Below are 18,276 nucleotides of genomic sequence, written 5' to 3'. Positions count from 1 at the left end.
GTTCTCGGTCCTTGAGCCGGTCTGAGGGTCAGGTTCCGGTCATCGGTCCCTGAGCTTGTCGAAGGGTGGTGTGCCCCCGGCAGGATTCGAACCTGCGACCAAGAGATTAGAAGGCTCCTGCTCTATCCCCTGAGCTACGGAGGCGGGCGTCGTCCAGGATACCGCAGCGGTGTCTCAGGCGCCGACGCCGAGGAGGCCGAGCACTCCGAAGACGAGCGACAGGGCTGCGAGGACGAGGGCGATGCTGATGAGGATGACGTGGACGCGCAGGAACGTCGTCGCACGTCCCTGATCGTCGCGGGCGCGCGGGTCGGCGACGATGCGCTTGAGGAAGCGGGGCCAGACGACGACGTTGTAGAAACCGTTGACGAGCAGCAGGACGGAGATGGCGATGATCACCGCTCGAGTCTACGGAACCGGCGGCGTCGGTCGTGCTGAGTAGACTCGACCCATGAGCACAGCTGGGGACCGTCTGGTCTGGATCGACTGCGAGATGACCGGACTCGAGCTGGAGGTCGACGAACTCGTCGAGATCGCCGTCGTGATCACCGACTTCGAACTGAACATCCTCGACCCGGGTTACTCCGTCGTGATCAAGCCCGACCAGTCGGCACTCGACAACATGGGTGAGTTCGTGACGAACATGCACCGCACCTCGGGGCTGCTCGAGGAGATCCCGAACGGCGTGAGCGTCGCGGACGCCGAGTTCCAGGTCATCGAGTACATCCAGCGCTTCGTCCCCGACGAGTCGAAGGCGCCGCTGGCCGGGAACACCATCGGGACCGACCGCGGATTCCTCGCGCGGTACATGCCGCGGCTCGACGCCCACCTGCACTACCGCAACGTCGACGTCTCCTCCATCAAGGAACTGGCCCGTCGGTGGTACCCGCGGGTGTACTTCAACGCCCCGTCGAAGCACGGCGGACACCGCGCGCTGGCGGACATCCTCGAGTCGATCCGTGAGCTCGCCTACTACCGCGGAGCGTTGTTCGTCGACCTCCCCGGCCCGTCCTCCGACGACGCGAAGCAGGTTTCGGAAGCGGTCGTGTCACGGTACGCCCCAAACATGTAATAGACTCATCCAGTCGCTTGTGACGCGGTCTCCGCGGAGCAGGTCGCATGGTGGGTATAGCTCAGTTGGCAGAGCGCCTGGTTGTGGTCCAGGAGGTCGCGGGTTCAAGCCCCGTTACTCACCCCATGTCGTACAGAAGCCGGAGGATCCCTCCGGCTTCTGTCGTATCCGGGGAGCGGGCATGTTGGAGCTGGACACCGAGGCGTTCGAAGCCCTCGTGGTGGACGAACTCGACCGCTTGCCCGACGAGATGGTCGACGGTCTCGACAACGTCGTCTTCGTCGTCGAGGACCGCCCTGAGAACGGCACGCTCGACACGCTCGGGCTGTACGACGGCGTCGCTCTGACGGAGCGCGACCGCTACGGCTTCGGCGAGATGCCCGACCGGATCATCGTCTACCGCGAGCCGCATCTGGCGGCGTGCGAGACCCTCGACGAGCTCGCCGACGAGATCCACACCACCCTGGTCCACGAGATCGCGCACTTCTACGGCATCGACGACGAGCGACTGCACGAGCTCGGCTGGGCCTGAGACCCGCCTCGCCCACCGAGCCGTGTTTCCGGTGTGTTGCAAGTGCCTCGGAGTTCCGGGTGCGCCTCCGGTGAGCGAGTAGCCTGGGGACATGCGCGAGATCCAGGCCCGCATCATTGCGGAACTCCATGTCAGCCCCACGATCGACCCGGCGGCCGAGGTCCGTTCCCGGATCGACTTCCTGAAGTCGTACCTGCGGGCGACGCACACGAAGGGGTTCGTGCTCGGGATCAGCGGGGGACAGGACTCGTCGCTCGCCGGGCGCCTGTGCCAGCTCGCGGCGGAAGAGGTCCGAGCCGAGGGTGGGGAGGCCCGGTTCGTCGCCGTCCGTCTGCCGTACGCGGTGCAGCACGACGAGGACGACGCCCAGTTGGCGCTGTCGTTCATCCGCCCGGACGACTCCGTCGTGTTCAACATCCAACGTGCGGTCGACGGGTTCGAAGCCGAGTACGCGGATGCGACCGGTGAACCCCTCAGCGACTTCGTCAAGGGCAACGCGAAGGCGCGGGCACGGATGGTCGCGCAATACGCGATCGCCGGTCAGCAGGGGCTCCTGGTCGTCGGGACGGACCACGCGGCCGAGGCGGTCACCGGGTTCTTCACGAAGTTCGGCGACGGCGGGGCCGACGTGCTCCCGCTCAGCGGCCTGACGAAGCGTCAAGGGCGGGCGCTCCTGGAGTCGCTCGATGCTCCGGAACGTCTGTACCTGAAGGCGCCGACCGCCGATCTCCTCGACGGCACTCCCGGCCAGACCGATGAGGAGAACCTCGGGCTCAGCTACCAGCAGATCGACGACTTCCTCGAGGGGAGCGAGATCGATCCGGTGGCCGCTGAAGCGATCGAGGCCCGGTACGCGGCGACGGAGCACAAGCGACAGGTCCCGGTCAGCAAGTTCGACACCTGGTGGCGCTGACCACGCACCCCTGACACGAAGACGGCGGCCCGATCGGATGATCGGGCCGCCGTCTGTCAGTCTCGGTGGTCAGCTGACGCTGGACTGCTTGCGTTCGGCTTCCAGGACCGCGACGTCGTCGATGATGCGCTGCGTCGTGCTGGTGTTGATCGTGCCACCCGTCGAGCGGGTGATGTCGCCGGGCCGTGATGCCGGCGCGGTGGACGCGGGCTTCACCTCGGCGTACTGCTCGTGGTGCTGCTTGGCGACCCAGGACTCCTGCTCCGCGACGAGCGCCTGTTCCGATCCCGTGGACTCCGCGCGCCAGCGACGGAGGTCGCCCTCGAAGTCCTTGCGAGCGCGTGCCGGCTTCTTCGACCACTCGACGAGGCGGTCGCGGAACTCCTCGACGACCGGGTCCAACTCGTACCCGAACGTGGCGGAGTTGCGCTTCATCTCGTGGAGCTGGTGGTTCGCCCAGTCCGCAGCGACGGCCGCACCCTTGATCGGGCTGAGTCGCACGAGCGTGTCGGCCTGGGCGACGGCCCGATCGCTGAGCACCTGCTCCTGGGGGGTGAGCGAGTTCCAGACGCTGGCCTCGGTGGCGGCGTCGACGAGCGCCAGGATCGCGACGTTCTTCTGCTCTCGATCGCGCTGGTCCACGATGGCTCGCAGCGCACGACGGCTTGCGCCGGCGGCGACGAGAGAGGAAACCACGACGGCCACGATGAAGAGGGCCGCAGCGAACAGCATGGGGCGGACCTCAGCTGAGGTCACCCACTCTACGAAGTCATTCCACCACTGCATGGGCCGCAGACTACCCCTCGTTCGGGCGTGAACTCGGGCGACGCACCGGGTTCGACGGGAACGGCGGGAGGGTCGTCACTCAGTTGCGGAAGGCGTCGATGGCGACCGCGAGATCGCTGAAGCTGCCCAGAGGGGCATACCCGAGGACGGCCGGCCGGAACCGGTTGGCCCGGTACTCCGGAACGCCGTCCGCTCCGACGGCCTCGATGTTGCCGAGCACGCGGCCGTCGGGGGTCGTGACGCGCCAGTAGCCGGGACGGATGCTCTGGGCGTTGGGCATGGGACTCCTCGTGCGCTGGTGGGGCGATGCCGGACTGGGACTGCCGGCTGGTACTCGTCAGCGTATGCGGGGCCACCGACATCGGCCCTGGTCGGAGCGGAGCGAGGGTCCTCCACAGCGAAGTGCGCGGTTGTGGACATCGACGAGGGCCGACCGGCTCGACACGGGGCCTCCGGGATCGGTGAGGCTGGCAGCGCGTCCGGGGTGGCGATCGGCACGGACCCGCCCCGGACGCTTCCGCGATCCACCGCCAGGATCGTCGGACCGACAGGAGAGGAACCCATGAACGACCAGATCACCGTCTGCGGACATGTCGCGACAGACCCCAAGCACCATCGCACGACGTCCGGGCTGGACATCACCAGTTTCCGCCTGGCGTCGCAGCAACGTCGGTACGACCAGAAGCAGGGTTCCTGGGTCGCGCAGGAGACGAACTGGTACACGGTGAGCGCCTTCCGCGGATTGGCGACCGCCTCCGCGACATCGCTCGTCAAAGGACAGCGCGTCATCGTGCTCGGTCGGTTGCGGATCCGCGATTGGGAGCAGGGTGAGCGACGAGGGACGTCGGTCGACATCGAAGCCGATCACATCGGGCCCGACCTCGGCTGGCAACCGAAGGGGTCCGGTGAGTCGCCGGTCGGAGCGGGGGCGAACCCGGCGCCCGCCGCATCCGAGTCGACCGGTTCCGGAGCCGGGGAATGGGCGTCGGCACCGCCGCAGGACACGCCGTTCTGACGCGCCGCGTAGACTGCTCGACGTGCAGAAGAGCCTCCGCGACCGCCCCGTCTCAGCCGTCACCTCGATCCGTCGCCGCACGTCGATCGCCGGCGTCCGGGTCGGCGTGGTGCTCGGTCTGCTCGGCATCGCCGTGACCGGCTGCTCCCAGCCCGCTCCCGAGCCGACGGCCACGCCGAGCCAGACGCCGACCGCCACTGAGACGGCTCCGGCGGCGCCCGTGCTGCTCCCCGAGGGCACCGCCACCGACAACCTGCCGTTCTTCGACGCCGTGAACGCAGCCACGCTCGCCGCGAACCCCGCCGCTGGCGGCCAGGCGATCATCGACGGTCTCGTCGCCGCTGGCTTCCCGAAGGCGGAGATGGAGGTCTCCTCGGACACGACGAGCATCGGCGAGCCGGCCGACTCGATCCAGTTCGCCATCCGGTGGCAAGGGCAGTGCATTCTCGGGCAGAACGGGCCGGCGACGGGGTATCACTCGTCGGTGGTGTCGCAGCTCGACACCGGGCGATGCCTCATCGGGGTCACGCGCGCGATCGACTGGTAGCGCCGCCGACCACTCACGGGCTGGTGCAAGCCGTGGGCATGCCATAACCTGACATTTCAGATATCGCCACCTCCTAGGTGGCTCGATCCGGAATCGAGGGCCCGCATGACCGCCAACCCATCACCTGGCGGGGAACCTGCCACCGAGGCCGTCTTCCTGGCCGACGAACGTCTGGCCGTGGCGCCGACGGCGTTGGCGCATACACTCAAGCCTCGTCATCTGGCGCTGATCGCCCTCGGCGGCATGATCGGCGCCGGGCTCCTCGTGGCGTCGAGCACGGCGATCCTCGCAGCGGGACCCGGCGTGATCCTCGCGTACGCCCTGGCCGGCGTGGTCGTGGTGCTCGTCATGCGCATGCTGGGGGAGATGGCCTCCGCATCGCCCGAGACCGGGTCGTTCTCCGCCTACGCCTCGCGCTTCATCGGCCCCTGGGCCGGTCTCGCGATCGGATGGCTCTACTGGTGGTTCTGGGTCGTGGTCGTCGGCATCGAGGCGACGGCCGCAGCGCAGATCGTCAGCCAGTGGGTGCCCGGTCTCCCGCAGTGGATCCCGGCGCTCGTGATCACCGTCGCGTTCCTCGCCGCCAACCTCGTCTCGGTGAAGTCGTTCGGTGAGTTCGAGTTCTGGTTCTCGTCGATCAAGATCGCGGCCGTGGTCCTGTTCATCGCGCTCGGATCGCTCATCATCGTCGGCGTCGTCCCGACCGAGACGGCGACCGTCACCAACCTCGCTCCAACGGACGGGGGCTTCCTGCCGTTCGGTATCGGCGGCGTCCTGGCGGCGCTGCTGCCGATCATCTTCTCGATGTTCGGTGCCGAGGTCGCCACGATCGCGGCAGGAGAATCGGTGGACCCGAAGGGTGCCGTCCGGCGAGCGGTGAACTCGGTCGTCTGGCGGATCCTGCTGTTCTACATCGGTTCGATCCTGGTCGTCCTCATCGTGGTGCCGTGGACGGAGATCACGCCGGGGATCAGTCCCTTCGTCACCATGCTGCACGCCGCCGGGATCCCCGGTGCCGGGGTGGCGATGGACATCATCGTCTTCACGGCCCTGCTGTCGACGCTCAACGCCTCGCTGTACACGGCGTCGCGCATGCTGTTCTCACTCGGCGGCCGCGGGGAGGCCCCGCGAGCGGTCCGCGCGACGACGCGACGCGGCACGCCGGCGGTCGCGATCCTGTGCTCGGCCGTCGTCGGGCTCGTGTGCGTCCTGTTGAACTACCTCGCACCGGACGAGGTCTTCACGTTCCTCGTCAACTCCACCGGCGCGATCGCGATCTTCGTGTGGATCGTGATCGCCGTCGCTCAACTGCGCAGTCGACGGTTCGACCAGGTCTCGGCGTCGGAGAGTGGCGACCGCGTCGGCGGGATCCGCATGTGGGGACACCCGTGGCTCACGGTCGTGGTCGTCGTCGCGCTCATTGCGCTGCTGGTGTCGATGTTCTTCGGCGGACCCGCCCGGCTCCTCGAGGTGACGACGAGTTGCGCGATCGCGGCGGCGGCCGTCATCGCGGGCGTCGTCGTGCAGCGCAAACGGAGGGTCCGCCCGTAGACTGGACGGCGACATGGCTGAATACATTTACTCGATGGTCCGCGCCCGCAAGGCGGTCGGCGACAAGCTCATCCTCGACGACGTGACGATGGCGTTCCTGCCCGGAGCGAAGATCGGCGTCGTCGGCCCGAACGGTGCCGGTAAGTCCACGATCCTGAAGATCATGGCGGGGATCGACACCCCCTCGAACGGCGAGGCGAAGCTCACGCCGGGCTTCAGCGTCGGCATCCTCATGCAGGAGCCGGAACTCGACGAGGACAAGACGGTGCTCGAGAACGTCCAGGAGGGCGTCGGCGAGATCAAGGGCAAGATCGACCGCTTCAACGAGATCTCGCTCGCGATGGCCGAGCCCGACGCCGACTTCGACGCCCTGCTCGCCGAGATGGGCGTGCTGCAGGAGGCGATCGACGCCGCTGACGCTTGGGACCTCGACTCGCAGCTGGAGCAGGCGATGGACGCCCTGCGCTGCCCGCCGTCCGACGCCACGGTCGCCCACCTCTCCGGTGGCGAGAAGCGTCGCGTCGCACTGTGCAAGCTCCTCCTGCAGAAGCCCGACCTCCTGCTCCTCGACGAGCCCACCAACCACCTCGACGCCGAGAGCGTGCTCTGGCTCGAGCAGCACCTCGCTCAGTACGCGGGCGCCGTGCTCGCCGTCACCCACGACCGGTACTTCCTCGACCACGTCGCAGAGTGGATCTGTGAGGTCGACCGCGGTCGCCTCTACCCGTACGAGGGCAACTACTCGACCTACCTCGAGAAGAAGGGCGAGCGTCTCAACGTCCAGGGCAAGAAGGACGCGAAGCTCGCCAAGCGACTCGCGAGCGAACTCGAGTGGGTCCGCAGCAACGCGAAGGGCCGCCAGGCGAAGTCGAAGGCTCGTCTCGCTCGCTACGAGGAGATGGCGACGGAGGCCGAGCGCACCAGGAAGCTCGACTTCGAGGAGATCCAGATCCCCGCCGGTCCGCGACTCGGCTCGACGGTCCTCGAGGCCAAGAAGCTCGAGAAGGGCTTCGACGGACGCGTCCTCATCGACGACCTCTCCTTCAGCCTCCCGCGCAACGGCATCGTCGGCATCATCGGCCCGAACGGTGTCGGTAAGACCACGCTGTTCAAGACCATCGTCGGCATCGAGCCGCTCGACGCCGGTGAGCTCAAGGTCGGCGAGACCGTGAAGCTCTCCTACGTCGACCAGTCCCGTGGGGGCATCGACCCCAACAAGACGCTCTGGGAGGTCGTGTCCGAAGGGCTCGACTACATCCAGGTCGGCAACCAGGAGATCCCGTCCCGCGCCTACGTGTCGACCTTCGGGTTCAAGGGCCCGGACCAGCAGAAGAAGGCCGGCGTCCTCTCGGGTGGTGAGCGCAACCGACTGAACCTCGCGCTGACGCTCAAGCAGGGCGGTAACCTCCTGCTGCTCGACGAACCGACCAACGACCTCGACGTCGAGACGCTCTCGAGCCTCGAGAACGCGCTCCTCGAGTTCCCGGGTTGCGCTGTGGTCATCACCCACGACCGGTGGTTCCTCGACCGCATCGCGACGCACATCCTGTCGTACGAGGGCACCGAGGAGAACCCGTCGAACTGGCACTGGTTCGAGGGCAACTTCGAGTCCTACGAAGAGGACAAGATCAAGCGCCTCGGACCGGATGCGGCAAAGCCGCACCGCTCCGCCTACCGCAAGCTCACGCGAGACTAGGACTCGTGCGAACGGCCCATCGGCTTCTGCCGGTGGGCCGTCGTCCGTTCACGACCCGTACGTCCCCGACCCACGGAGGGCCCAGCAATGACCAGACTCCACGTGCCGATCCCACTGCGGTGGGGCGACCTCGACGCCTTCAACCACGTCAACAACGCCTCGATGCTCAAGCTGCTGGAGGAGGCGCGCGTCCGCGTCTTCTGGATCCCGACGCTGGCGTCGGAGGACGTCCCGCCGACCGCGGTCATCGATGCGAGCCTCGAGGCCGAGACGCTGACGCTCGTGGCGCACCAGGAGATTGAGTACCTGGCCCCGATCCCGTACCAGCGCGATCCGCTCGACGTCCAGCTCTGGATGGGCAAGATCGGCGGAGCCAGCCTGCAGGTCGCGTACGAGGTCTACTCGCCGCTGGGTGGGGCATCGCAGACGCTGTACGCCCGAGCCTCCACGACGGTCGTCATGGTGGACGCCAAGACGCTCAAGCCGCGCCGGATCTCGGACGTCGAACGTGCCGCATGGGAGCCGTTCCTCGAGGATCCGATCGAGTTCTCGCGGCGCTGAGCGACGCCGGTCACCGAGGCGTCGGGAACCGCACCATGCCCTCCTGGGCGACGCTCGCGACGAGGCGACCCGCCCGATCGTAGATGCGCCCGAGGGACAGACCTCTTCCGCCGGTGGCGCTCGGGGAATCCTGCAGGTAGAGCAGCCACTCGTCGACGCGGGCGGGTCGGTGCCACCACATGGCGTGGTCGAGACTGGCGATCTTGATGCCCGGGGTGGCCCACGGGACGCCGTGACGACGGAGCACCGGCTCCAGGATCGTGTAGTCGCTCGCGTAGGCGAGCGCGGCACGGTGCAGCGCCGGGTCGTCGGGCAGGTCCTCGATCGTCTTGAACCACACCGCTTGCCGGGTGGTCCGCTCGCCCTCCACCCGGAGGTAGACGGGGGAGCCGACGTGTCGGAGGTCGAAGGGGCGTCCCGTCGCCCACGCCTCGGCCGCCGGGTGGTCGATCCCGCTGAGGAGCTCGGCGGCCGACGGGAGCGTCTCCGGGTCCGGGATCCCGTCGGGCAGCTCGATCTGATGCTCCGGGCCCTCGTCCTGGGTCTGGAAGGACGCGATCATCGAGAGGATCGGCACTCCGTTCTGGTACGCCTGGGTGCGCCGGGTGGCGAACGAGCGTCCGTCGTGGATGCGGTCGACCGCGAAGGTGATCGGCAGGTCGACGTCGCCCGGTCGGAGGAAGTACCCGTGCATCGAGTGGATGATGCGCTCGGCGTCGACGGTCCGGGTAGCGGCGACGACGGACTGGGCGAGCACCTGACCACCGAAGACCCGCCCCTGCGGCATCCATTGGGACGGACCGGTGAAGATGTCCTCGTCGGTCCGGACACCGGGAGCACTGAGGTCCAGCGCGGTGAGCAGGGAGTGGATCGGTTCCTTCACGCGAACACGCCTTTCATCCGGGGGTCGAGGCTCGGTCGTCGATGCCCGACCCGACCCGCCGAGTCTATCCAGGCCCCGGCGACGCGGTGCTGGAGCGCACGCGGCGGTGGCGTAGATTGAGAGGAGATGTCCACCACCTTGCAGCTCCTCGACGCCAGTTCGCTCGCCGACCTCCGCACCTTCCTCGCACGCGCCGCCCGGATCGACGACTCCGGTGTGCGACTCCTGGCTGCCGGGGACGTCCTGGCGGTCTCAGCCCCGGTGCTGCACCCGCAGGGCCTGCTCGACCGGAGTCCGACGATCATCGGGATGCGCACCTTCGCACTCGCCGAACCGGCGACGGCCGACGTCCTCGCGACCCCGCGTGAACTCATCGACCGCATCGTCCGAACCCTCGGTGGCGTCGCTGCCGAGGACCTGGTCGCGGATGCCCGCGAGACCATGCCGCTCGAGCTGCCGCCGTCCACGAGGACGGCCCCGTGGGTCGGACAGGCGCCGCCCCGTGGCGGCTGGGACGGTGCGGGCGACGTGGACACCATCGAGCTCGAACTCGTCGCCAGGACGGGGGCCGCGGAGATCGCCGAGACGCTGCCCACGGCGGTCGGCGATCAGATCGTCCAGAAGGTGCGGTCGCAGGTCTGGTCCCGGCCACTCGGCGACGGCCACGGACTCCCGACCGGTGCCGCGTTCGCCGCGGTGGGCCTCGGCTTCATCGCCGAGCCCGAGCGCGCGGCAGTCTTCCGCTCAGGTGGATGGGTCCGCTTGAGCACCCGACGCGGACACGTGCTCGCGAACGCCGTCTCCTGATCCTCAGGCACCTGCGATAGCGCGGCCCGCGGCCCGTCCGCTGAACAGGCACCCGCCGAGGAACGTCCCCTCGAGCGCCCGGTAGCCGTGGATCCCTCCGCCACCGAACCCTGCAGCCTCACCCGCGGCGAACAGTCCGGGCACCGGGTGTCCGTCGGAGCCGAGGACGCGGCTCTGGAGGTCGGTCTCGAGCCCACCGAGGCTCTTGCGGGTCAGCACGTGCAGCTTCACTGCGATGAGCGGTCCGGCCTTCGGATCGAGGAGCCGGTGCGGTGCGGCGACGCGGATGAGTTTGTCACCGCGGTAGGCGCGGGCACCGCGGAGCGCCGTGATCTGCAGGTCCTTCGTGAACGGGTTGTCGATCTCGCGATCGCGAGCCTCCACCTCGGCGATGACGTTCGCCGCGTCGATGGGCGTCTCCGGGCTCAGTTCCTGCATGCCGGCGATCAGCTCGGTGAGCGTGTCGGCGACGACGAAGTCCGCGCCGTGCTCCTTGAACGCCTCGACCGGCCCGGGCGCTCCCGGGCCGATGCGCTTCGCGAGCAGCCCGAGGTCCTTCCCGGTGAGGTCGGGGTTCTGCTCGCTCCCCGACAGCGCGAACTCCTTCTCGATGATCCGCTGGGTCAGCACGAACCAGCTGTGGTCGTGGCCGGTGGCACGCAGGTGCGCGAGGGTACCGAGCGTGTCGAAGCCCGGGAAGAGCGGCACCGGGAGCCGCTTCCCGGTCGCGTCGAACCAGAGCGAGGACGGCCCCGGCAGGATCCTGATGCCGTGCTGCGGCCAGATCGGATCCCAGTTGGTGATGCCTTCGACGTAGTGCCACATCCGGTCGCCGTTGATGAGATGCCCGCCCGCGCGTTCGCTGATCGCCAGCATGCGTCCGTCGACGTGCGCGGGGACACCGGAGAGCATGGTCGTCGGCGGCGTCCCGAGCCGGGCCGGCCACTGTTCGCGGACGAGGTCGTGGTTCCCTCCGATGCCACCGCTTGCGACGAGCACCGCGGGCGCCCTGCACGAGAACTCGCCGACGACCTCGCGCGAGCTCGGAGCACCGCGCTCGGCATGCGACGGGGCGAGCACGGAGCCGCGGACGCCCACGACCGCGCCGTCCTCGGTGAGCAGCTCGTCCACGCGGTGCCGGAAATGAGCCGACACCGTGCCGTCCTCGACGCCGGCGTTCACCCGTCGGACGAAGGGCGCGACGACACCGGGTCCGGTGCCCCAGGTGATGTGGAAGCGGGGAACGGAGTTGCCGTGGCCGATGGCGCCGTAACCGCCCCGTTCCGCCCAGCCGACGACCGGGAAGAACCGCATGCCTTGCTCGTGGAGCCAGGCGCGCTTCTCGCCCGCGGCGAAATCGAGGTACGCCTCTGCCCAGCGCCTCGGCCAGTGGTCTTCGGGACGGTCGAACGCTGCTGCGCCGAACCAGTCCTGGGTCGCGAGCTCGAGCGAATCACGGACGCCGAGGTGGCGCTGCTCGGGGGAGTCGACCAGGAACAGGCCGCCGAACGACCAGTGCGCCTGGCCACCGAGGTTCGACTCCGGCTCCTGTTCGAGCAGGATGACCCGCTTGCCGGCTTCGATGAGCTCTGCGGCGGCGACGAGCCCGGCCAGCCCGCTGCCGATCACGATCGCGTCGGCCTCGGTTCGATCGGCGGACGGGTTGGGAGGGACGGCTGCTGGCATCTGCTGACTCCTTCGGCACGGACGTGCGTCCGATCCTACGACCGTGCGGCCGGAATCAGAGGAGACTGCGGCGCGGTGCCCCTGGATCCTCGTCGAAGGTGTTGACCATGGCGTGGGCTGCTCGCTCGAGGTAGTCCCAGAGCGTCGCCTCGTGCACCGGCGCGAGGTCGAGGCTGTCGACGGCGGCGCGCATGTGCAGCAGCCAGCGGTCGCGAGCGTCGGGGTTCACGTGGAAGGGCTGGTGTCGGAGCCGGAGACGCGGGTGGCCGCGTTCGGCGCTGTAGGTGCCCGGCCCACCCCAGTACTGCTCGAGGAAGAGCATCAGCCGGTCGGCCGCCGGACCGAGGTCCTCCTCGGGGTACATCGGTTTCAGGACGGGGTCGCCGGCCACGCCACGGTAGAACTCGTCCACGAGGGCCTTGAAGGTGGCGTGTCCACCGACCTGCTCGTAGAAGGACATGCCTGGTGCCTGGGAGTCGGTCACTGCTGCCCTCTCGGGGGTCGCTTGGTCTTCGGCGCCCGCGGCGGGACCACCGTGGTCGGGTGGGTGCGCGGGGGACGCGAACCGGTCACGCTTGCGGCACCCTCGAAGCCCGAGAGGACGATGCTGTTGAGCGACGGGAGTTTGACGTCCATCTCGTCGACGGCGCGCTTCAACCGCATCCGCAGTTCGCGAGCCACGTCGTCCTTGGCACTCGTGCGCGTCTTGATGACCAGGCGGATGACGAGGGCGTCGCCCGAGATCGACTCGAGACCCCACAGTTCGGGCTTCTCGAGGATGCGGGAGCGCCACTTGGGGTCGTGGGCGAGTTCGTTCGCCGTGTCGAGCATGCGCTCCTGGACGGCCTCGACGTCGGTGTCGTACGGGATCGCCAGGTCGATGATGACCCGCGACCACCCCTGCGACATGTTGCCGACCCGCAGGATCTCGCCGTTGCGGACGAACCAGAGCGTGCCGTTGACGTCGCGTACCTGGGTGATCCGGATGCCGACGGTCTCGACGACGCCGGTGGCGGGCCCGAGGTCGACCACGTCACCCACGCCCAGTTGGTCCTCGACCACCATGAACAGGCCGTTCAGGATGTCCTTGACGATGTTCTGGGCACCGAAACCGAGACCGGCACCGACCGCGGCCGTCAGCAGGGCGAACGAGCCGATGATGCTCGAGTCGATGACGTTGACGACGAGGATGGCCGCGACGATGACGATGGTGACGTTGACGATGTTGCTGAGCACGGTGCCGAGGGTCCGCGTGCGCTGGACGAGTCGGACGGCGGCGAGCGGCGAGGCGAGCAGCGATTGCGTGTCCGTGACGTCGGCGCTCTTCTTGACGCCACTCACGATGCGGCCGACGACGCGTCGGATGACGAATCGGAGTACCCATGCGGCAGCGAACGCCAGGCCGATCACGACCACCACGCCGATGATCTTCCACCCCGCCGTCCAGAGGAAGGCGGTCACGTCAGGCCAGATCTCATCCCAGTTCATATGGGCCACAGTGTACCGAGCGACCCGGAGTGAACCGTGTGAGCCGCCCGAGTGCGAGCCGAAGGGGGCCTGCGTGAACGGTCATGGACGCACGAGTCCGTGCTTGTAGGCGAAGATGACCGCCTGCACGCGGTCGCGCAGCTGCAGCTTCATGAGCACCCGACCGACGTGCGTCTTCACCGTCGACTCGGAGAGGACGAAGTGGGCGGCGATCTCCGCGTTGCTCAGCCCCTCCGCCATGGCGACGAGGATGTCGTGCTCCCGCGGCGTCAGCTCGGCGAGTTCTGCTGCCGAGCCGTCCTCGGCGGCCGCGGGCGTGCCGGGGAGGGCCGTCGCGAAGAGTTCGAGCATGCGCTTCGTGATGCGGGTCGAGACGGCGGCGTCGCCGGCATGGACCGCGCGGATCGCGGACGTCAGCTCGTTCGGCAGGGCGTCCTTCAGGAGGAAGCCGCTCGCGCCGGCCCGCAGCGCTCCAAAGGCGTACTCGTCGAGGTCGAAGGTCGTCAGGATGATGATGCGGCTGTCGGGGTTCGCGGCGACGATCCTCCTGGTCGCCTCGATCCCGTCGAGTCCCGGCATCCGGACGTCCATGAGGATCACGTCCGGCTGCAGCCTGGCGGCGAGGTCGATCGCCTCGGCGCCGTTCGAAGCCTCACCGACCACGTCCAGGTCGTCCTCCGCGCCGAGCACGAGACCGAAACCGAGCCGGATGAGCTGTTGGTCGTCGACGAGCAGGATGCGGACGGGATCGGTCATGGTGTGGTTCCTCGTGGTTCGGTGGTCGGCGGGGACGTTCTCGTCGGGCGTGGCTCCAGCGGCAGGACGGCATGGACGCGCCACAGCCGATCGCCGACGGCTCCGGCGGTGACCCGACCTCCTTGGAACGCGACGCGTTCGCGGAGGCCCAGCAACCCCTGGCCGGCGCCGAGCGACGGCGCGTCCGGAATGGACCCGTCGTTCTCGACGATGAGCTCGAGGTGCTCGTCGTCGGTGGTGATGACGACGTCGACGCGCTTCGGCCGCTCCGAGTACCGCAGCGCGTTCGTGAGTGCCTCCTGCGTGATGCGGTGCACGGCGAGCAGGATCGACGGGTCGTCCGTCGACGGCCCCGAGACGGTGAGTGCGACCGGCAGGCCGAGCCCGCGGAAGGTCTCGACGAGCGCGGGGATCGACGCGGCGTCGGGTTGCGGAGCGAGGGGTGCGCTGCCGGTCTCGCGGAGGACGCCCAGCATGCGTCGCATGTCGACGAGGGAGCCGCGGGCGGCGTCGGTGACGGCGGTCATGGCGGACCGGGACGCCGCCGGGTCCTTCGTCGCCAGGGCCCCCTCGCTGAGCGCGACGATGACGGTGAGACTGTGGGAGACGATGTCGTGCATCTCGCGGGCGATGCGGGTCCGCTCGGCGACGGCGGCGAGCTGGGCCTGCTGGTCGCGCTCGCGGGCCAGCTGCGCCGCCCGATCGACGAGTGCTTCGACGTACCGCTTGCGATTGCCGACGTTGATCCCGATCAGCAGCCCGAAGAGCGCGAAGAGGACGACCGAGATGATGGTCTGCTGCGGCTCTCCCGGCTCATGTGGTGCGGCCCAGGGCAGGAACGGGGCGAGGACGGCGACGACCGCGGCGGCGGCGAAGGCCTGCCAGCCGAGTGCGACGGTTCGGTACACGGCCACCGAGTAGAGCAGGATCGGCACGGCGAACGCGTCGACGCCCACCGTCTGTGCGACCGAGACGAGCCCGACGGCGATGACGAGCACGGTCATCGCGAGCGGGCGCCGTCGCCTGAGCAGGACGGCGAGTGTCGTGATGCCCACGATCGCGACGGCGAGCGCGATGCGGCCGGGCTGGGCGGCCAGGTCGACGTCGAACCACTCGACGGTGCTGACCGAGAGCGCGACGAGGAGGTACCCGGCGGCGATGAGCGAGTCGGCGGTCCACGGATGCCTCGACCACCAGCGTCGGACGACCCCGGGTGGGCGCGGGAGCATCAGTGCGGCCTCCGTCGCGGCCGGGTCCCGGTCGGAGGACGGCTTCCGAGCGGTCACGACGAGGACGACCCTGAGGGTCGGTCGTCGTTCACTGGTCGGCGCATCCCTCCAGGATACGGAGAACCCCTCCACAGCGGGTCGTGCCGTGGAGGGGTTCTCGCCAGAGGATCCTGGTACCGGAGTGCTATCCGGCCGAGTGGATCACGCGGCGTCCCGTGCCTGTGCCGCGAGCGCCCGCTCGACCCCGGCGAGGGCTTCGACGAGCATGCGTCGGAGTGCCGGGATATCGGCGTTGGCTTCCAACCACGCGCGGGTGCGGTCGCGGAGCTCGGTGGAGGCGAGCGCCGCCGGGTAGAGCCCCTCGACGATGTACTCGGCGATCTTGTAGCTGCGCGACTCCCAGACCGAGGTGAGCGCGGCGAAGTACGGCTCGACGAGCGGCTGCAGGACGGCCGGGTCGATGACATGCCCGAACCCGAGACCGACGTTCCGGACGATCGCATTCGGCTGGTCGTCGTGCTCGACGACCGAGTCGAACGCTGCGCGCTTGCCCTCGACGGTGGGGATCGTCGCCCGTGCACGAGCGGCCGCCTGCGCACCGTTGGCCGTGTTGTCCTCGGCGAGCGCCGCATCGATGTCCGAACCGTCCGCGAGACCGAGGAGGACCAGTCCCTCGAGGAGCTCCCAGCGGAGGTCGGTGTCGATCTCCAGGCCCGGGAGTGCCGCGGAGCCGTCGCGAAGTGCACGCAGGTGCTCGCCGTGCTCGGGGGTCGAGGCCAGAGCGGCGAAGAACTTCACGAACTGGAACTGCGCATCGGAGCCGGCCTCCGCCTCCTGGGCGAGCGTCCAGAGCGCGTCGCCGACCCGGGAGATGGTCGCCAGGCGGCGTTCCGGAGCGACGTAGTTACGCGCGGCCAGACCGAGCTGGCCGAGCGTGGTGCGCAGGGTCGTCGACTCGGTCTCCGTGGCGATGTTCCCGAGGACGAGTTCCACGTAGTCGGAGGCGCTCGACTCGGCGTCGCGGGTCGCGTCCCAGGCAGCGCCCCAGACCAGCGAGCGTGCGAGCGGGTCCTCGATCGAGGCGAGGTGGCCGATCGCCGTCGCGAGCGACCGCTCATCGAGGCGGATCTTCGCATAGGCGAGGTCGTCGTCGTTCAGCAGCACCAGGTCGGGCTGCGTCTCACCGACGAGCTCCGGCACCTCGGTGAGCGCCCCGTCGACGTCGAGTTCGACGCGTTGGGTGCGGACGAGCTTGCCGTCCTGCAGCCGGTACAGGCCGATGGCGAGGCGGTGCGGACGCAGCGTGTCGTAGTCCGCGGGGACCGTCTGACGGACGGCGAACGCGGTGAACGCGCCGTCGGCGTCGACCGTGAACTCCGGGCTCAACGTCCCGACCCCGGCGGTCTCGAGCCACAGCTTCGACCACTCGCGGAGGTCGCGGCCGCTCGTCGCCTCGAGCTCGACGAGCAGGTCGTCCAGCACGGTGTTGCCGAACTCGTGCTTGCGGAAGTAGTTGCCGACGCCGGCGAAGAACGCCTCGATGCCCACCCAGGCGGCGAGCTGCTTCAGGACGGAGCCGCCCTTGGCGTAGGTGATGCCGTCGAAGTTGACCTGGACGTCCTCGAGGTCGTTGATGGTCGCGACGATGGGGTGCGTCGACGGCAGCTGGTCCTGGCGGTACGCCCAGGTCTTCTCCATCGCGTTGAACGTCGTCCACGCCTCGGTCCACTCGGTGGCCTCAGCGGTGGCGATCGTCGAAGCCCATTCGGCGAACGACTCGTTCAACCACAGGTCGTTCCACCACTTCATGGTGACGAGGTCGCCGAACCACATGTGGGCGAGCTCGTGCAGGATCGTGACGACCCGGCGCTCCTTGATCGCGTCGGTCACCTTCGAGCGGAACACGTAGGTCTCGGTGAAGGTCACCGCGCCGGCGTTCTCCATCGCGCCCGCGTTGAACTCTGGGACGAAGAGCTGGTCGTACTTCTCGAACGGGTACGGGTACGCGAACTTCTCCTCGTAGTACGCGAAGCCCTGACGCGTCTTCTCGAAGATGTAGTCGGCGTCGAGGTACTCCGCCAGGCTCTTGCGAGCGAAGACGCCCAGCGGGATGGTCCGGCCGTCGCTCGAGGTGAGCTCGCTGCGCACCACGTCGTACGGGCCGGCCACGATCGCGGTGATGTAGGAGGAGATGCGCTGCGTGGGTGCGAAGCTCCAGGTCGCCGCGCCGTCGTGCGCCGGTACCGGCTCAGGCGTGGGGGAGTTGCTGACGACCTGCCAGGCCGCGGGCGCCGTGATCGTGAAGGTGAACGTCGCCTTCAGATCGGGCTGCTCGAAGACCGCGAACACCCGACGGGAGTCCGGCACCTCGAACTGGCTGTACAGGTACACCTCGCCGTCGACGGGGTCGACGAAGCGGTGGAGGCCCTCACCGGTGTTCGTGTACTCGGCGTCCGCGTCGACGACGAGCACGTTCTCCGCAGCGAGGCCGTCGAGCTGGATGCGCACGCCGTCGGAGACGGCCGACGGGTCGAGCTCGACGCCGTTCAGCGTGACGGAGTGGACGGTGCGCGTCATGGCGTCGATGAAGGTCGAGGCACCCGGTTCACCGGTGAAGCGCACCGTCGTGGTGCTGCGGAACACCTCGGGACCGGTCGTGAGGTCGAGCACGACCTCGTAGCTCGACGTGTCGACGAGCGCCCTGCGCTCCTGGGCTTCGACTCGGGTGAGGTTCTCTCCTGGCACAACTGCTCC

The 18,276-nt window shown here is 68.7% G+C and carries 19 protein-coding genes and 2 tRNA genes; 10 read left to right on the top strand and 11 right to left on the bottom strand.

The features are described from left to right. Positions 1 to 71: 71 nt before the first annotated feature. A tRNA-Arg gene (locus IFT89_RS06935) sits at positions 72 to 144 on the bottom strand. 30 nt (positions 145 to 174) lie between these two features. Continuing rightward, the gene (locus tag IFT89_RS06930; protein ID WP_202938570.1) at positions 175 to 399 is read right to left on the bottom strand and encodes an SCO4848 family membrane protein; all 225 of its coding nucleotides are present in this window, start codon (positions 397 to 399) and stop codon (positions 175 to 177) included. Positions 400 to 451: 52 nt separating this feature from the next. Here IFT89_RS06930 and orn point away from each other — a divergent pair, with 52 nt between their 5' ends. From orn to nadE, 4 genes are all read left to right on the top strand, one after another. Further along, positions 452 to 1,072, top strand: a complete 621-nt coding sequence (gene orn / locus IFT89_RS06925; RefSeq protein ID WP_064295132.1) for an oligoribonuclease — start codon at positions 452 to 454, stop codon at positions 1,070 to 1,072. Positions 1,073 to 1,122: 50 nt separating this feature from the next. Next, positions 1,123 to 1,198: transfer RNA gene (locus tag IFT89_RS06920), tRNA-His, on the top strand. A 55-nt stretch (positions 1,199 to 1,253) separates the two neighbouring features. Beyond that, a complete protein-coding gene (locus tag IFT89_RS06915) occupies positions 1,254 to 1,604 on the top strand; it encodes a metallopeptidase family protein (RefSeq protein ID WP_064295133.1) in 351 nt (116 codons plus the stop codon). 91 nt (positions 1,605 to 1,695) lie between these two features. Beyond that, complete coding sequence (gene nadE / locus IFT89_RS06910; protein WP_085510661.1) at positions 1,696 to 2,517, top strand: ammonia-dependent NAD(+) synthetase; 822 nt, start codon at positions 1,696 to 1,698, stop codon at positions 2,515 to 2,517. 69 nt (positions 2,518 to 2,586) lie between these two features. Here nadE and IFT89_RS06905 read toward each other — a convergent pair whose 3' ends face one another. Together IFT89_RS06905 and IFT89_RS06900 are read right to left on the bottom strand one after the other, a co-directional pair. Continuing rightward, on the bottom strand, positions 2,587 to 3,249 hold the full coding sequence (locus tag IFT89_RS06905) for a hypothetical protein (protein ID WP_086473532.1): 663 nt from the start codon (positions 3,247 to 3,249) through the stop codon (positions 2,587 to 2,589). A 133-nt stretch (positions 3,250 to 3,382) separates the two neighbouring features. Next, complete coding sequence (locus IFT89_RS06900; RefSeq protein ID WP_202938568.1) at positions 3,383 to 3,583, bottom strand: hypothetical protein; 201 nt, start codon at positions 3,581 to 3,583, stop codon at positions 3,383 to 3,385. Positions 3,584 to 3,865: 282 nt separating this feature from the next. Between IFT89_RS06900 and IFT89_RS06895 the strand changes: the two genes are divergently transcribed. The 5 genes from IFT89_RS06895 to IFT89_RS06875 all read left to right on the top strand — a co-directional run bounded on the left by IFT89_RS06895 (position 3,866) and on the right by IFT89_RS06875 (position 8,673). Further along, positions 3,866 to 4,318: a single-stranded DNA-binding protein gene (locus IFT89_RS06895; protein WP_202938567.1), complete on the top strand. Its 453-nt coding sequence runs from the start codon at positions 3,866 to 3,868 to the stop codon at positions 4,316 to 4,318. A 22-nt stretch (positions 4,319 to 4,340) separates the two neighbouring features. Next, positions 4,341 to 4,865 carry a DUF6993 domain-containing protein gene (locus tag IFT89_RS06890; RefSeq protein WP_241160868.1) on the top strand — a complete coding sequence of 175 codons (525 nt, stop codon included), beginning with the start codon at positions 4,341 to 4,343 and terminating at the stop codon, positions 4,863 to 4,865. Between the two features lie 105 nt (positions 4,866 to 4,970). Next, positions 4,971 to 6,416, top strand: a complete 1,446-nt coding sequence (locus IFT89_RS06885) for an amino acid permease (RefSeq protein WP_202938566.1) — start codon at positions 4,971 to 4,973, stop codon at positions 6,414 to 6,416. A gap of 13 nt (positions 6,417 to 6,429) precedes the next feature. After that, positions 6,430 to 8,112 (top strand): energy-dependent translational throttle protein EttA, encoded by a 1,683-nt coding sequence (gene ettA, locus IFT89_RS06880; RefSeq protein WP_085510665.1) that lies wholly within the window; start codon positions 6,430 to 6,432, stop codon positions 8,110 to 8,112. Between the two features lie 87 nt (positions 8,113 to 8,199). Next, positions 8,200 to 8,673 carry an acyl-CoA thioesterase gene (locus tag IFT89_RS06875; protein WP_064295138.1) on the top strand — a complete coding sequence of 158 codons (474 nt, stop codon included), beginning with the start codon at positions 8,200 to 8,202 and terminating at the stop codon, positions 8,671 to 8,673. Between the two features lie 10 nt (positions 8,674 to 8,683). Here the strand turns inward: IFT89_RS06875 and IFT89_RS06870 are convergent, their stop codons facing one another. Continuing rightward, positions 8,684 to 9,556, bottom strand: a complete 873-nt coding sequence (locus IFT89_RS06870) for an acyl-CoA thioesterase (protein ID WP_234993952.1) — start codon at positions 9,554 to 9,556, stop codon at positions 8,684 to 8,686. Between the two features lie 126 nt (positions 9,557 to 9,682). Between IFT89_RS06870 and IFT89_RS06865 the strand changes: the two genes are divergently transcribed. Continuing rightward, positions 9,683 to 10,363, top strand: a complete 681-nt coding sequence (locus tag IFT89_RS06865) for a hypothetical protein (protein ID WP_202938565.1) — start codon at positions 9,683 to 9,685, stop codon at positions 10,361 to 10,363. Between the two features lie 3 nt (positions 10,364 to 10,366). Here IFT89_RS06865 and IFT89_RS06860 read toward each other — a convergent pair whose 3' ends face one another. The 6 genes from IFT89_RS06860 to pepN form a co-directional block, all read right to left on the bottom strand. Then, on the bottom strand, positions 10,367 to 12,049 hold the full coding sequence (locus tag IFT89_RS06860; protein ID WP_202938564.1) for an FAD-binding dehydrogenase: 1,683 nt from the start codon (positions 12,047 to 12,049) through the stop codon (positions 10,367 to 10,369). A 55-nt stretch (positions 12,050 to 12,104) separates the two neighbouring features. Beyond that, positions 12,105 to 12,509, bottom strand: coding sequence for a globin (locus IFT89_RS06855; RefSeq protein ID WP_079705698.1), 405 nt, complete (start codon positions 12,507 to 12,509; stop codon positions 12,105 to 12,107). Positions 12,510 to 12,529: 20 nt separating this feature from the next. After that, positions 12,530 to 13,537, bottom strand: a complete 1,008-nt coding sequence (locus IFT89_RS06850; RefSeq protein WP_079705699.1) for a mechanosensitive ion channel family protein — start codon at positions 13,535 to 13,537, stop codon at positions 12,530 to 12,532. An 81-nt stretch (positions 13,538 to 13,618) separates the two neighbouring features. Continuing rightward, on the bottom strand, positions 13,619 to 14,293 hold the full coding sequence (locus tag IFT89_RS06845) for a response regulator (RefSeq protein ID WP_202938563.1): 675 nt from the start codon (positions 14,291 to 14,293) through the stop codon (positions 13,619 to 13,621). Beyond that, complete coding sequence (locus tag IFT89_RS20515; RefSeq protein WP_202938562.1) at positions 14,290 to 15,579, bottom strand: sensor histidine kinase; 1,290 nt, start codon at positions 15,577 to 15,579, stop codon at positions 14,290 to 14,292. Before IFT89_RS20515 ends, IFT89_RS06845 begins: the two co-directional genes overlap by 4 nt. Before the next feature lie 144 nt (positions 15,580 to 15,723). After that, positions 15,724 to 18,267 (bottom strand): aminopeptidase N, encoded by a 2,544-nt coding sequence (pepN, locus tag IFT89_RS06835; RefSeq protein WP_202938561.1) that lies wholly within the window; start codon positions 18,265 to 18,267, stop codon positions 15,724 to 15,726. Positions 18,268 to 18,276: the final 9 nt, after the last annotated feature.

Origin of the sequence: Plantibacter sp. CFBP 13570, assembly GCF_014841395.1 — a bacterium.
Classification (GTDB): domain Bacteria; phylum Actinomycetota; class Actinomycetes; order Actinomycetales; family Microbacteriaceae; genus Plantibacter; species Plantibacter auratus.
The sequence above is the reverse complement of the archived record's forward strand: the minus strand, read 5'-3'. Positions and strand labels throughout refer to the sequence as shown.